The following is a 14,746-nucleotide window of genomic DNA, read 5'->3' as shown; positions in this document are numbered from 1 at the left end:
TTTTTGTGTAGGAATTCAACGATTTCAGGGTTTAGGTTATTAGTTCCAAAAGTGATCGCATCTCTCCCGCTTGTAGGGATTTCTGCGTTATTTAATAGCTCTTTGATTTGCTCGTTAGTGAGTTTTTCATTAGAAAAATCGCGCGCTTTCTCTTTGATTTCTTCGCTCGCTTGTTTAACGCCGTTATTAAGCTCTTCAATGATTTTAAGCGTGTTGTTAGTGAATTGTGAGTTTTTAGCGCTTAATTCTAACTGCTTACTAAAATCGCTTATCGTGTGGCTTCTTTCTAGCGCTCGTTTAATGTGATACTTTAAGGCTGCGCCTGCGGTGGCTTCGTTTAGGGCTTTAGGTAATTTCACGCCTAAAACGCGACCGGGCGCGTTGCGGTATAAAGTTCCTAGCGTGAATTTAGTCCATTGATACTTTAACGCTCCGCTGAGAGTGGTCGCTAAACCTTGGCTTAAATTCTTAGTAGTGGCTGGTTTTAGGCTTAAAGCGATCTTAGCGTCGTTTTTAAAAAGCTTATGAAAACCGCTCGCTATTGTTTAGAGTTTGTAAATGTTTGTTAAGACAAGGGGAATATTTAGGCGAGACAAACAAAGCAAAGTTATAGCAAGCAATGTTTTTTGGCTAAAGTTTTTAATATAAAGCCGCTTAGCCATGAAAAATGCAATATCTTTAATCTATCGCTTCAAATCAATTGTTCAAAAACGCATGCTACTTAAAATAAAACAAAAATCCTTGAATCAAGCCCAAGCTTGAGAGTTATCGGCTTGAAGTATTCTTTTTCTTACAATTTTTATCAATGTCAAAATCGCATGCTTTTTGCATGTATTCTTCAGCCTTTTTTTTATCTTTTTCCACGCCTAACCCATACTGATAAGACTCTGACAACCCTTCATAAGCTCTAGAAGAACTTATATCAGCCGCCATTCTATAATAGACAACAGCCTTATCTTTGTCCGGCTCAATACCCAATTGATCATTCCCGCTATAATAAATATCCCCTAAAAGGATATAAGCTTCCACATTGCCCTTATGCATCGCTTTTCTAAAGCACTCTGTCGCTTTTGCATAGTTACTTGGAACTCCCCTGCCCTCCATATACATGATGCCTAAGTTGATATAAGCGTTAGTATAACCTTTCTCTGTAGCTATTCTAAAATACTCAACCGCTTTCTTTTCATCTTTAGGAACGCCCCTACCCTCTTTATACATCACGCCTAAATTGTTATACCCTCTAGGTATATCGTTATCAACCGCTTTTTGAAAATATTCAGCCGCTTTCTTGTAATCTTTAGGCACGCCCCTACCATTTTCATACATGATCCCTAAAAGAACATAAGCAAGCGGCTCGCCATTTTTAATCGCGCTCTTATAAAAAGAAGCCGCCCGCTCATATTCCTTATTATTATAGGCTTCCTCCCCTTTATAAATATAACTCCTTTTTTGTTCAAGGTGTTCTGCACCAAGAACGCTAAATAAACATAAACTTGCCAAACAAATCTTCAAGGCTAATTTGCTTGCGTATCCCATTGTTACTCCTCTGCTTTAATAAGATCAAACATAATGTCAATGGCTACCAATCTTAAAAAAGAAACTGCATGCGTTCTAAAACCAGCAAACATTCTCAAACTCCATTCTGCATACACCATTTAGATCCAGTATCGTCTCTTGTAATGAGAAATTTTACACTATTTTTATGAATTTTAAAACTAAATTTAAGATTTTCTCGCTAAAAAAGTCCCCCCTCCAAAAAAATAAGGCTAAATAGGATTAAAATTCTTTCCTTGGATCCGTTGATCCATAGAAAACGCTCCCTTTAGTTTTAGGCAAAACTTGGATCGCATTCACATCACCCATGACCGGCTTAGTAACGATTTGATAGCCCATTTTAGTGAGGTTATTTTTCACATCAGCGGGCATGCCAAACTTTTCAATCCTTAATTCATCAGGCAACCATTGCATGTGGAATCTAGGGGCTGAGACCGCTTCAGAAATATTCATATTGTAATCAATGACATTGGAAATCACTTGCAACACCGTAGTGATAATCCTAGACCCTCCAGGGCTTCCCACCACCATGAAAACCTTATTGTTTTTCAGCACAATCGTAGGCGACATGGAGCTTAAAGGGCGCTTATTGGCTTCAATCGCATTCGCATCGCCCCCTACTAAACCATAGAGATTAGGATTCCCAGGCTTTATGGAAAAATCATCCATTTCATTGTTCAATAAAAATCCTGCCCCATCAATACTAGCAGCGCTTCCATAAGAAGCGTTAATGGTGTAAGTAACGCTGACTGCATTCCCCCACCTGTCCGCTACAGAATAATGCGTGGTATTGCTCCCTTCATGCAACTGCCCCATTCCTGGTTTGATTTGAGAGCTTGGCGTGACCGTATCTGGCTGGATAGCGTCAAAAATCTTTTTGGCATACGCCTTATTAATCAATTTATCCACCGGCACTGAAACAAAATCAGAATCTCCCATATAAACCGATCTGTCCGCATAAGCTTGACGCATCGCTTCTGCAGCGATATGGATATTCTTAGAAGCCCCATACCCAAGAGCGCTCAAATCCGCATTTTCCATGACATTTAAAATCTGGATCAAATGCGTGCCTCCTGAACTTGGCGGCGACATAGAAACGATCTTATACCCACGATAACTCCCCACCACGGGTTTGCACCATTTCACATTGTAACTGGCTAAATCTTCTTTAGTGATAATCCCTCCATTTTTTTTCATGTCTTTCTCAATCAAATCAGCGACTTGCCCTTGATAAAAGCCTTTAGCGCCTAGCGTTTTGATTTGATTCAAAGTCTTGGCTAAATCTTTTTGGACAAACAAATCCCCTTCCTGATAATCAAGATGCCCTTTTTTAAAAAAATACTTTTTGCTAGAAGCGTATTTTAAAAACCGCTCCCTTGCTTCTTTTAGGGTTTCTGCTTGTCTTTGTGAAATCACATAACCATTTTCAGCCAATTTAATGGCAGGATCAATGAGTTGCGATAGCTTTTTTGTGCCGTATTTCTTCAACATCGCTTCCATGCCCGCCACCGTTCCAGGAACTCCAGCCGCCAAATAGCCATCTTCGCTGAGTTTAGGGACTACATTGCCTTGCTTGTCTAAAAACATGTCCTTAGTGGCTTTTAAGGGGGCTTTTTCTCTAAAATCTAAGGCAACATTTTCACCATTAGCCAAATGGATAACCGCAAAGCCCCCACCGCCAATATTGCCTGCTGCAGGATGGACGACCGCTAGAGCAAAACCTATCGCTACAGCCGCATCAATCGCATTACCTCCATCTTCTAAAACCTTTTGCCCGATCTCACTAGCTAGCGGGTGGCTAGAAAGGGCTAAGCCTACTTTAGTGTTTTTAATGGGGGGGTAACTCGCTGCACTCAAAGGGCTTAACAAACCCAAAGAGAGTGCTATCACACCCAAGCCAATCGTTTTTAAAAAACTCCGTCTCATCTGTTTTCCTTTCAATCAGTTACGCTTAAAATTTCGTTGTTATTATAACACAAGCTTTACAAAACACCCTCTCGCTTATAGCTTATAATTGCTATTAAGCATTATCGTTAATGAGTTTTAAAATAAATAGAGTTTAAAAATAAGTTAAATAAGGCTTATTTGATCAAAACGCTATGGGTAGAAAACTTATTGTTTAATCCCCAACAGAGTGTCTATCATCCGATCAATAGCCGTAATGACCTTAGCGTTAGCGACATAGCCGCTTTGAAATTTGATTAGATTCAGCATTTCTTCATCCACGCTCACTTGCGAAATAGAGAGTTGCTCTTTTTTAATGGTCTCTAGCATGCTTTGTTTGGTGTCCAAAATACGCCCTGATTTTTCAGCGTCCGTGTTGATTTTACCGGTTAAAAATTGATAAAACTCGCTGATTTTCATTGGTTTAATGTCAAACTTGTCGCTATAAAAATCCACGCTGTCGTATTGCAATTGCTGCATCATGTTCGCCACATCAAAATTCCCATTAATGGGAGCAAGCCATGGGCGGATAGTGGTAGGCTCTTTTTTGTATTCTTTATTCAAGCTGATGTTAGAAGCGTCATCGCCTTGAAAAAAAGGGTTGAGTTTTAACGCTCCCATAAAATTCGTGCCGTTATCTTTCATAGAGACAAACAACCCTTGCGAAGCGTTTTTAGGCTGGATAACAAACTTTTTAGTCTCATTGTTAAAGCTCGCTGTGAAATAATCATCAAAGTCGTTTTCGGTGTTATTGTCCTGATTGTCATCAGTGTTAGCGTTAATGGCTTGGATAATATCGTTCATGGTTGTAATGGGCGTGATAGCAATGGTTTTTCTGGCGATTTCTTTACCATCGGTGTTGTAAGCGATTAAATCAAACGAGCCGTTTTTGATATTGTAGTTCGTGTCTTTAAAGGCTTCATCGCTATTAAATTCCACAGGCTCGCCCTCAATATGATGACTCGCGCTTTGAGCGTAAATCGCATTCGTGGATTCTATCAAACCCCTAGCAAAAGAATCCAACAAATCAATATAATCTTGCAACTTGCCCTTTAAAGTCCCGTTAGAGCCGTCATTATACACATTCAATAACGCCCCCACTTTCCCTTGATTGAGCTTGTCAGTAATATTAGTGAGCTTAAAATCATCGCTTTGAAAATAAATCTGGTTCAAACCCCCTTTATTTTCGGATTCTTTAACCACTAATGGATGGAAAATAGAACCATCAATAATATTGAACCCATGCCCAATATTAAGGTTATAGCTCTCATCAAAATCCGCTGAGTCTTTATCTGTGAGCGAATGGGTTTTAATGCTGCTTTTAAAAATATTCCCCCCTAAAAGCTCTCGCAAATGGAATTCTAATTCATCTCGCTTATCCCTTAATTCATTCGCATGCTTTAAACTCTTGTTGTTTTCCACTTCTTTAATGCGTTTGTTGATTTCAGCGATTTGAGAACCCAAGCTATTGACTTCTTTAATCACGCTTTTTAATTCTTCGCTCGCTTTATGCTGTAAGGTCGTTAACCTCTCTCTGGTGTCCTTAATGTTGTGCGTTAAAGCTTCTGTTTTTTGAGCGAGAGCCTGTTTTTGAGCGGAGTCTTTGGCGTTTTTAGACAATTCTTTCCATGAGTTAAAATAATCTTGCAAATCCGTAAAAAGGCTCGCTTCATCAATGTCCGGAAAATACGCACTCGCTTCTTTTAAATGCGAAAACTCTGTATCGTAATAAGTGTTTTCGTAATTAGCTTTCGTGTAACGAGCAAAAACAAACTCATCATGCACCCTTTCAATGGCTTCTACATCCACGCCCATATTCACGTTTTTAGTGCCATACATATAGGCTGCTTGAGGCTTTGCAATCACGCGCTGACGGCTATAAAATTCATCGCTGGCGTTAGAAATATTATTCCCGGTAACATCCACCATGCTCTGATGGGCTTGCAAGCCGGTGTAAGAAGTGTTGAGTGAAGATAAGATTCCGCCCATTTTACGCCTGCACTTTTAAAAAATGGCTCCCCACATGCCTAGAGCCTTTATAATCGCAAGTGTCATGGGGAATGATTTGTTGGATGAGCGAAGAATAAAACTCAGAAACCGCAAACGCCATGCGCGAATAAATCAAGTTTTTTTCTTTCAAAACAAGCAAGGATTCTCGCATTTGGTTTAAAAAATCGCTCGTTTTTTCGTCTAATAATTCACTCATTTCTTTATTGGGGAATTGGTTTTTTAAAGACAACATTTGCGCATCTATATTCGCTTTTTCTTTCTCAAAAGCTTGAATCGCTAGCTGTTTTTGATGGTTTCTTTCAAAAATTTCGGTGTGTTTAGCGAGCTTGATGTCTCTTATATCGCGCTCGGTTAAATCAATCAATTCTTTCAATTGGTTGAGCGCGTTTTCTAAATGAGAATGTAAAACGACCATAACAAATCCTTTAGCTCTTGTTTCAGTAATATTCAAGCAAATACTATGCCATTTTTAGTTTTATTATAAAGCTCAATTTCTTAAGGGGATAGGGGGTATTTTGAAATCATTTTCCCCTTAAAGCCCCCTTATTAAATCGCCTTTAACATTTGCTGTGCGATAGCAGCAATCACATTCACGCTCATCGCATTCCCTGCTTGGGATAATAAATGGCTTTCTTTAAAATGTGGATTATTTTTAATCTTAGCGATCAAATCCCTAGGAAATCCTTGTAAAAGCAAGCTTTCAATAGCGTTTAATCTTTTGATTTTGCCTTTTTGAATATAAAACAAGCCATGCCGAGAAGTCCTTAAAGTAGGAAAAACATTAAAATACAACCTTAAATCAGATTGTCTTGTGTCTAAAACGGCGTTTTCTAAAGTTAAAATATTCTCTAAAAAAACCCGGTTATGGTTGTATGGGTTGCGCAAGTATCTTTGAAAAATAGCGTTACTCACATCCAAATAGCATTCATTATCAGCGTCTAAAAAATCCTTAAAACAATAATCATTGGCTAAACCTAAAGGGAAATGAAATGGGTGTTTCAAATCCTTCCTAAACCCTACGATATAAAGGCGTTCTCTCTTTTGGGCTAATTGGAAATCAGTGCTGTTTAAAATTTGATAATAAGTTGTATAGCCCGCTTCTTGCAAAGCTTTGATAATGATTTTAAAAGTTTCTTGTTGCTTATGACTAATCAAGCCCTTAACGTTTTCAAGCAAGAAACATTTGGGCTGTTTAACTTTTAAAATGCGAATAAGCCCATAAATAATAGTCCCTCTTTCATCTTCAAGCCCCTTCCTTTTGCCATTGATAGAAAAAGCCTGACAAGGAAACCCGCTAATGAGTGCATCAAAATCGGGTAAATCATTAGGGTTGATTCGCATCAAATCCCCAAAGTTATTAGTGTCTTTAAAAAATAGTTCATAAGTCTTAAGGGCTTCATCATTGATTTCTGCATGCCCTACGCATTTTAAATGGCATTGCTCCAAGCCCAAACGACCCCCGCCAATACCAGAGCAAAAATCCATAAAAGTTAAAATCCCCAATCAATCATTCCTAACACACGACTAAAACGCACTCTATTTAAGAGAGCGACAAACGCATTTCAAAATACAAAAAACTAAACTTCAGTGAAAAACAAAACGACAACGAGAATAACCCCCCTAGAAATGAAGCCGTTAAACCCCTAGCTTATCCCTAACAAGTCCTGTGCCATTTTGTGAGAAGTCTCATGCAAATTGATCTTATACTGGTTATTTTCAATAGCTTGCTTGATTTCAGCCACCCTATCAAGAGCGGCCTCATTATTTTCAACTTTTTCATTCTTTTCCACACGCTTGTAATTCCCCAAAGATTGCACTGGAGTGAGCGAAGAGATGGCGTTAATCATCTTAAAATCCTTTAATCTAATATCCAATTCATTTGATTACAGCAAGTATCGGCAAAAAAGAAAAAAAGTTAATGGATTTTTGAAATCTGTTTTTGCAATTCCTTACCAAATTTCTTGGTGGTAGTAATGGGTTTTTTTCCGGTTTCTGCCACAGAGCCAAAAGATTGCGATTGTAAATTTTTAAACATAAAAAACATTAAAAAAATTAAAATATAACAAAATAAAAAAAAGCAAATGGTGGGGAATAGCCAATTTTTAAGGTTAGAACTATTCATGATCTATTCCTTTTAAACATTCCCCTATCTTACCCTATCTTATTACCCATGCGAACATGAGCAACCACAACCCCCACCTTTCTTTCTGCCATGACCCCCATGACCGCCACAGCAACCTGTCCCACTATCATAGTGTGAAGCTAGAATCTCTTCTTCACTCACTTCTCTAAAGCCTAAAACCTTGAAACGAAACGCTAAAGTTTTCCCAGCTAACGGGTGGTTATAATCCACCATCACATGCGTGTTGCTAAAGTCTTTGATAGTGGCTTGAATGGTTTGATTGTCTTCAGTTTGCCCAAAAACGCTCATGCCTTTTTCTAATTCAATGCCTTCAAATTGATCCCTAGGGACTTCTTGCAAATAACCGCTTTCATAAACCCCATAAGCTTCCTCTGGGGCGATGACAACCTCTTCCCACTCGCCAATTTGAGCCTTTAATACCGCCTTTTCTAACCCTACTATGATTTGATTAGCGCCTATAATAAACTCTAAAGGCTCTTTAGAAATATTGCTGTCTAGCACAATACTAGAGCCTTGCTCCCTCACTTCATATTCAATCAAAGCGGCTTGTTTGACTGATTCTAAATCATGGTTTTGCATGGTGGTGTTTCTCCTTGTTTTCTAAGATTTTTTGCGCCATTTTAGCTTGTTCGCTTGAAGGATACAAGCGTTGCAAAGTGTTTAAAAATTTATAATAGTTTTGATCGTCTTTGATTTTTTTAAACGACCATGCCGTATGCCACAAAAGCACAGGCATGTAAGACGCTTTTTGATTTAAAAGAACGCTCTCTTTGTAATACTTGATCGCTTCTCTATACCTCTTTTCCCCATAAGCCACTTCTCCAAGCACATAACGCACATAATAAAGTCTGTAACTATTGGCTTCTAGCCACAACAAACGCTCTTTGGCTTCTGCATAAGATTTATTTTTAAAAAAAGACAGAGCTTCTTGAAAGATCTCTTTTTGCTTGGACAAATCTTTATCAAACTCAATTTTTGCCTTTTCTTGGGTTTTTTTCTCTTGGCTTTTGGGCGCGTCGGCTTTTGAAAGGGGGGTCTCATTGGATCGAACGCTTGATTTGAGCGGCTTTTCAGCTTTTTCCTGTTGTTCTTTGAGCGCTTTTTGGATTAAGGCGATTTGTGAAACCAAATCCTGGCTTAACTTGGTCAATAACTCACTCATCTCTTTGTTTTGCTTGTCTAACTGCTGGATAGCTTGCTGGTTAGCGTGGATCTCATTCCTTAAATCCTCTAAAGTTTGCGATTGCTGCTTTAATGTGTTAGCTTGCACTTCTTGCGAGGCTTTTAAGGCTCGCAAGGATTCTTCTTGGGAAAGGATAGCGTTATTGAGATCTTTAATCTTATTAGCCTGCCCCTCATAAACGCTTCTCAAACCCTCTTGAGCTTGAGTGTTAGCCTCTACTTGCGAATGGATTTTGGTCAAAATATTGGAAAAATTCTTGCTATTGACTTGCAACTGCTTGAGTTCTTTTTTGGTCGCTCCGCTTTGCAAATCAAACGCTGAAGGCTCCCCATTGAGAAAAAAGGGAGTGATAAAAGGGATAAAAAAAAGCCTTTTCATCCTAAAATTACTTCACTAATTTGACATCCACTCTTCTGTTTTCTCTGTAACATTCTCTAGTTTTTTGGACGCATTTGGGTTTGGTTTCGCCAAAACTGATGGTTTTGATCATATCTTTTTCTACCCCTTTAATGACTAAAGCGTTTTTCACGCTCAAAGTCCTTTTAACGCCAAGCGCCTGGTTGTATTCGCTAGAGCCAAATTCATCGGTATTGCCTTCCAAAAGCACTTGCATGTGGTTTTCTTTAGCTTTTTGCACGATCTCATCTAAAGTCTCTTGATCGGATTCTTTGATCTCATACTTGTCAAAATCAAAATAAATAGAAGCAATGATAGTCCCGCTTTCAATAGCCGGCTTTTCTTCAACCACTGGAGCTGGCTCTTGTTTAGGCTCTTCTTTCTCTGGAGCTGGTTCTGTAGTAACAGGCGCAGTCTGAACCGTTTTAGCGCTCACATCGCCAGCCACAGTCTTATTATCCATTTTATGACTACAGCCAGCTACCAATAAAAAAGCTACCAAGAAACTAAATACAGAAGATCTCTTCATTATGAATTCTCCAAAAATAAAATTTCAATGAATGTAAATATTAACTCACATTCGCTTAATTTAACCTTACCAATCAAAGGCTTGTATTTTCACATTCTTTAAAGGGAATAAAAAACTCTGATTATAGTCTAGCAAAATAAGCCCCATGGCGTATTCTTGGGGTGTCTTTTTGATATACATGATATTTCTCCCATCCATAGAAAACCTAGGTATCTGGTTAGAGCCATTCACGGTAAGCCTGCGGATATATTTGCTGTTTAGAGTGATCAAATTCAAATTAAACACCGTTTTGCCAAATTCATTAAGGTTTTCTCGGCTCACATACACAATACTATCTTTATAAGCGTCAATGGATTCATTGCTTCTTCCTTCATAAAGGAGTTGCTCCGCGCTTTCTTTTAACCCCAATTTCTTCATGTAGATGTTAGGATAACCGGATCTATCCGAAACAAAAGCCATAGACTTGTCATCTTCTAAAAACACTCCTGAGACATCTATCCCAGGATAGCGCGTTATTTTAGTTTTAGTTTTTTTATGCGTGTCATACAAATACACATCCGGTTGGCCATCAGGGGCTAAAGACATTAAAATTTTAGAGCCATCAGAACTCACGCTAGAGACCACAGCCATTCCTTGAGAGCTAGCGATATTCTCATGAGTGGCTTTTTGAATGTTGTATTTTAAAATCATGGGCGTTCTTTCGCCATACTGCGTGTAATAAAACTCCGTTTGCTCAGCGTTCGCCCATTTAGGGAAAATATTGAGCCTATTGTTTTTGATGATTTCTTTTTGATAACGCATCGTATAATCCGCTAGTGCGATGTTTGTGATTCCTGGTCCAATGTATTTAGAAAAAACAATCAGGCGCTTCATCCAAGCGATAGAAGGGGCTTTTAAGTAATCGTTCACCACAATGGCCATGTTGTGCGCTGCAAAAGGGTATAGATCTAAACTTACAATAGGGTAGTCAAAAGTCTTTTTGAGCGTTCCTGTATCCACATCATAAAGTTTTAATCGTGAAATTTTATTGCCGTTTTCTACTGCCACGCTCACCAACGCTACAAGATGGACTTTTTTATCCTTGAGTTCTGCGTAATTGATAGCGCCTTGATCCTTATTTTGAGAAACATCAAAATGCTGGCTAGTCTTTAAATCGTTCGCTAAGACTTCATGCAATTTTAAAGCGTAATTGGCATCGTTGTCTATGGAGTAGCGCACTTCAATCTTAGGAAGTTTTTGAATGGTTTTAATAATATCTAGCGTTTTATCTGTTGCAAAAAGCCCTATAGTGTGTATTAAAAAAAGCCATAAATACCTCATTGTTCTTCCTTAGTCGTAAAATTAACTTTAATAGAAATCATGTTGCCTCCAGGATATGGGGGAAAATCCACTTTCTTTAAATCATCTAAAAGGGTCATCACGCTCTTGTTATAATCCTTAAAATCGGAGTAGCTAAGAATGGTATAATCAAACTCTCCATCTTTAGTGATCATAATCAGCGCGCTCACTGAAGCCTTGTGATAAAAAACGCCCTTCCAGCCTTTATATAAAATTTGATAGATTTGAGCATACCATTCTTGATAGGCTTTTTCATCAACCCCATCTTGTTTAGGGATTTGCAAATCTAAAGTCTTGTTTTTAACGCTTTCTAATTTTTGCGTGAATTGATTCAAATTTTGTTGCAAACCTTTCAACATCTCTTGGTTTTCTTGGTTTTGCTTCAAGCGTTGTTGCTCTCTTAAGCGCCTTTGTTCTTCTTCTTTATTTTTTTGCTCGTCTTTTTGAGCGTTTTTATCTGTCTTTTCTTGAAAATCATTGAGTGAAGAAAAAATATCTTCAAGGCTTTCTTCAGGCTCTTCTTTGGGTTCTTCTTTAGGCTCTAAAAAATCGCCCTCCTTATCAGTTGCATTTTTTTCAACTACTTTTTCATCTTTTTTTTCTTCTGCTTTTTCATCTTTTTTCTCATCTTTTTTTTCATCGCTTGGCAAATCTTCTAAATTCAAATCAATGACTTGTTCGTTTTTTTTGCCCAAATCTAAAAGGATTTTCTCCGCTTCTTTATTGTGCCTTTCTAGCAACAAACCATATAATAATAAAGCATAGAGCAAGAACGCTAAAAAGCCAGAAACAACAAAGATCGCGCTCTTACTCATGCAAATTGGCCCTACTTTTTAAGGACTTGTGATTAAAGAAACTTTTAAAAACCCCGCTTCTTTAATCGTTTTTAGTAAATAAATCACTTTGTCATAAGTCAATCGCTTGTCCGCGCGGATACTAACCCTAGTATCTTTATCGTATTTCTTAGAAAGCAAATTGAAAGTATCCGGGAAGGAGTTGTATTCATAGGTTTGACTGTCTATATAGATTTTTGCGTCTTTATCCATGCGAATCTCTATCATTTTATCTTGAGTGGCTCTAGCAGTTTTTGAACCAGAAGGCAAAGCAATTTCTTCTTTATAAGTAAGAGTGGGCGTCGTTACCATAAGAATAGCCAATAAAACAAGCATCACATCCACTAAGGGCGTGATATTGAGTTCTGGCTTGTCTTCATCCCAATAGTTATCATAATTCATAAAAACCTTCTAACTCCCTATTTAAGATATTTATAAAATCCCCTTAAAGCTTTATTTTTTAGAAGACAAAATATCCACTTGCATCTGCACATAAACCGATAAATCATACACCTTGCGCTTTAAAATCAAGTAAAAAGAATAGGCTGGAATGGCCGCTAAAATCCCTGCAGCGGTGGCGATAAGAGCCTTAGAAATAATGGGCGCGATCACCCCAAAAGAAGCTTGACCTAACGCGCCCAAATTGTTAAACGCTTCTAAAATTTCAACCACCGTTCCAAACAAACCAATAAAGGGGGCTGTAGAAGAGATGATGCTCAACACCACTAAACCTGTCGTGCTTTGCTTAAGAACCTGGTGTTTCCAAGCCTGCAACAATTCATTAGAATACCTTTTGGTTTCATCATTTCTTTTTTTATTAAACATGAAATGCTCTGGAGCGTCTTGCGCCCCATTAAGAATGTTAGACAAAGATTGCATCTCGCGCTTGAGTTCAATCTTTAGCACAATGCTCTTATACAAAAAGACCCATAAGGTCATCACCAAATAAAGCGAAATCCAAGCTAAAACAAGCGTGGTAACAAACCCGCTCTTATTGAAAAAATAAACGATTGAATCTAACATGATTATCCCCTTAAAGAGACTCAATCTTAGCCAGCACGCTAGAGACCGCTAACCTATCAGAGCTTGCGTCCTCTAAAAGCTTTTTAGCCCTAGAGATAGCATCATCTCTGTCGTCCGATTCTCTTTTAATAAAGACCGCCCCATCGGCTAAAATATCCACCCGTTCATTAGTAACTTCCGCATAGCCCCAATTGATCGCAATGTGCTCTTTTTGGTTTTCGGTTTCAATCTCAACCACTCCCGCCTGAAGCAAGGTGATCATGTTGCTATGCCCATAAAGCACCCCAAATTCCCCTTCAACTCCTGGCAACACAACGCTTTTAACCTCTCCTGTATAAACTTCCCCCTCAGGAACCACCACACTAATCTTTAATAAAGCCATCACAAAACCCTTAGGAATTTTTCATGTTTTTAGCTTTTTCTAAGACCTCTTGAATGCTACCCACCATGTAAAATGCGTTCTCAGGGATATGATCGTATTTGCCCTCTAAAATCCCTCCAAAGCCCTCTAAAGTCTCTTGAAGAGTCACATACTTACCGGGACTTCCCGTAAACACTTCAGCCACAAAAAACGGCTGGGATAAAAACTTCTCAATTTTTCTGGCCCTTTCAACCGTTTTTTTATCCTCTTCGCTCAATTCGTCTAAGCCCAAAATCGCAATAATATCTTGCAAATCCTTGTATTTTTGCAAAACTTGCTGGATACCGGTGGCGATTTCATAGTGCTTCTCGCCGATCATTTGAGGGCTTAAAATCCTTGAAGTGGAATCCAAAGGATCAACTGCAGGATAAATTCCTTTTTCAGCGATCTTTCTATTCAACACCGTAGTCGCATCTAAGTGCGCAAACACCGAAGCAGGGGCTGGGTCAGTCAAGTCATCGGCTGGCACATACACCGCTTGAACGGAAGTGATAGAACCATTTTTAGTGGAAGCGATGCGCTCTTGAAGTTTCCCTATTTCCCCGGCTAGCGTGGGCTGATACCCCACCGCTGAAGGGATACGGCCTAATAGCGCGCTCATTTCCGCACCGCTTTGAGCGTATCTAAAGATGTTATCAATGAACATCAACACATCTAAGCCCTTTTCATCACGAAAATACTCCGCCATCGTCAAGCCGGTGAATGCGATGCGATTCCTAGCGCCTGGTGGCTCATTCATTTGCCCATAGCACAGCGCGACTTTGTCTAAAACGCCCCCTTCTTTCATCTCAAAATACAGATCGTTCCCTTCTCTGGTGCGCTCCCCCACACCTGCAAACACCGAATACCCGTTATGCTTATAAGCCACATTGTGGATAAGCTCCATAATGATCACCGTTTTCCCTACGCCAGCCCCGCCAAACAAGCCTACTTTACCGCCCTTAGAATAAGGCGCGAGCAAGTCAATGACTTTAATACCGGTTTCAAACATTTCTGTTTTAGTGCTTTGCTGCTCAAAACTAGGGGCTTTTCTGTGAATGGGCCAAGTTAAGGACGGATTAAGCGGCTCTAAATTGTCAATGCTCTCGCCCACAACATTAAAAATACGCCCTAACACTTCTTCGCCCACAGGCACTTCAATCATCTTGCCGCGAGCTTTGACGATCTGGTTACGCACCAAGCCTTCTGTCATATCCATAGCAATCGCTCGCACCCGATTACCGCCCAAATGGGCCGCCACCTCTAAAACTAAAGATTTTTGAGTGCCATTGACTTCAAAATTAATGTCTAACGCTTCAAAAATCGCCGGTAGATAGGATTCAAACTCCACATCTACCACAGGGCCTAAAACCTGAATGATTTTGCCTTCCAT

16 protein-coding genes and 1 pseudogene are annotated in these 14,746 nt (G+C 39.1%); all 17 read right to left on the bottom strand.

All coding sequences use genetic code 11. The features are described 5' to 3' along the window. A pseudogene (locus H7N67_RS07350) lies at window positions 1-542 on the bottom strand (hypothetical protein); the annotation flags it as partial. 223 nt (window positions 543-765) lie between these two features. Then, entirely contained in the window at window positions 766-1,536 is a 771-nt protein-coding gene (locus tag H7N67_RS07340) for an HP1117 family Sel1-like repeat protein (RefSeq protein WP_187939547.1), read from the bottom strand. Window positions 1,537-1,776: 240 nt separating this feature from the next. Beyond that, entirely contained in the window at window positions 1,777-3,480 is a 1,704-nt protein-coding gene (ggt, locus tag H7N67_RS07335; protein ID WP_187939546.1) for a gamma-glutamyltransferase, read from the bottom strand. Window positions 3,481-3,666: 186 nt separating this feature from the next. Next, the gene (flgK, locus tag H7N67_RS07330) at window positions 3,667-5,487 is read right to left on the bottom strand and encodes a flagellar hook-associated protein FlgK (RefSeq protein WP_187939545.1); all 1,821 of its coding nucleotides are present in this window, start codon (window positions 5,485-5,487) and stop codon (window positions 3,667-3,669) included. Window position 5,488: 1 nt separating this feature from the next. Next, on the bottom strand, window positions 5,489-5,923 hold the full coding sequence (locus H7N67_RS07325) for a hypothetical protein (protein ID WP_000260925.1): 435 nt from the start codon (window positions 5,921-5,923) through the stop codon (window positions 5,489-5,491). Between the two features lie 131 nt (window positions 5,924-6,054). Continuing rightward, a complete protein-coding gene (gene dcm, locus H7N67_RS07320; protein ID WP_187939544.1) occupies window positions 6,055-7,011 on the bottom strand; it encodes a DNA cytosine methyltransferase in 957 nt (318 codons plus the stop codon). A 140-nt stretch (window positions 7,012-7,151) separates the two neighbouring features. Then, window positions 7,152-7,355, bottom strand: coding sequence for a flagellar biosynthesis anti-sigma factor FlgM (locus tag H7N67_RS07315; RefSeq protein ID WP_187869648.1), 204 nt, complete (start codon window positions 7,353-7,355; stop codon window positions 7,152-7,154). 68 nt (window positions 7,356-7,423) lie between these two features. Then, window positions 7,424-7,630 (bottom strand): hypothetical protein, encoded by a 207-nt coding sequence (locus tag H7N67_RS07310; protein WP_001088953.1) that lies wholly within the window; start codon window positions 7,628-7,630, stop codon window positions 7,424-7,426. A 42-nt stretch (window positions 7,631-7,672) separates the two neighbouring features. Next, a complete protein-coding gene (locus tag H7N67_RS07305) occupies window positions 7,673-8,230 on the bottom strand; it encodes an FKBP-type peptidyl-prolyl cis-trans isomerase (protein ID WP_187939543.1) in 558 nt (185 codons plus the stop codon). After that, entirely contained in the window at window positions 8,217-9,212 is a 996-nt protein-coding gene (locus H7N67_RS07300) for a tol-pal system YbgF family protein (protein WP_187939542.1), read from the bottom strand. Before H7N67_RS07300 ends, H7N67_RS07305 begins: the two co-directional genes overlap by 14 nt. A gap of 7 nt (window positions 9,213-9,219) precedes the next feature. Then, window positions 9,220-9,759 carry an outer membrane protein Omp18 gene (locus H7N67_RS07295; RefSeq protein ID WP_000831151.1) on the bottom strand — a complete coding sequence of 180 codons (540 nt, stop codon included), beginning with the start codon at window positions 9,757-9,759 and terminating at the stop codon, window positions 9,220-9,222. Between the two features lie 66 nt (window positions 9,760-9,825). Next, entirely contained in the window at window positions 9,826-11,079 is a 1,254-nt protein-coding gene (tolB, locus tag H7N67_RS07290) for a Tol-Pal system protein TolB (protein WP_187939541.1), read from the bottom strand. After that, window positions 11,076-11,912 (bottom strand): energy transducer TonB, encoded by an 837-nt coding sequence (locus tag H7N67_RS07285; protein ID WP_165538257.1) that lies wholly within the window; start codon window positions 11,910-11,912, stop codon window positions 11,076-11,078. The genes tolB and H7N67_RS07285 overlap by 4 nt, the downstream gene beginning before the upstream one ends. An 18-nt stretch (window positions 11,913-11,930) precedes the next feature. Beyond that, window positions 11,931-12,332 carry an ExbD/TolR family protein gene (locus tag H7N67_RS07280; RefSeq protein WP_001105106.1) on the bottom strand — a complete coding sequence of 134 codons (402 nt, stop codon included), beginning with the start codon at window positions 12,330-12,332 and terminating at the stop codon, window positions 11,931-11,933. Between the two features lie 51 nt (window positions 12,333-12,383). After that, entirely contained in the window at window positions 12,384-12,953 is a 570-nt protein-coding gene (locus tag H7N67_RS07275; RefSeq protein WP_000887301.1) for a MotA/TolQ/ExbB proton channel family protein, read from the bottom strand. Between the two features lie 10 nt (window positions 12,954-12,963). Further along, on the bottom strand, window positions 12,964-13,335 hold the full coding sequence (gene atpC, locus H7N67_RS07270; protein WP_001196333.1) for an ATP synthase F1 subunit epsilon: 372 nt from the start codon (window positions 13,333-13,335) through the stop codon (window positions 12,964-12,966). A gap of 10 nt (window positions 13,336-13,345) precedes the next feature. Then, window positions 13,346-14,746: a F0F1 ATP synthase subunit beta gene (gene atpD, locus H7N67_RS07265; protein ID WP_187939549.1), complete on the bottom strand. Its 1,401-nt coding sequence runs from the start codon at window positions 14,744-14,746 to the stop codon at window positions 13,346-13,348.

Origin of the sequence: Helicobacter pylori (genome assembly GCF_014498195.1) — a bacterium.
GTDB lineage: Bacteria > Campylobacterota > Campylobacteria > Campylobacterales > Helicobacteraceae > Helicobacter > Helicobacter pylori_DO.
The sequence above is the reverse complement of the archived record's forward strand: the minus strand, read 5'-3'. Positions and strand labels throughout refer to the sequence as shown.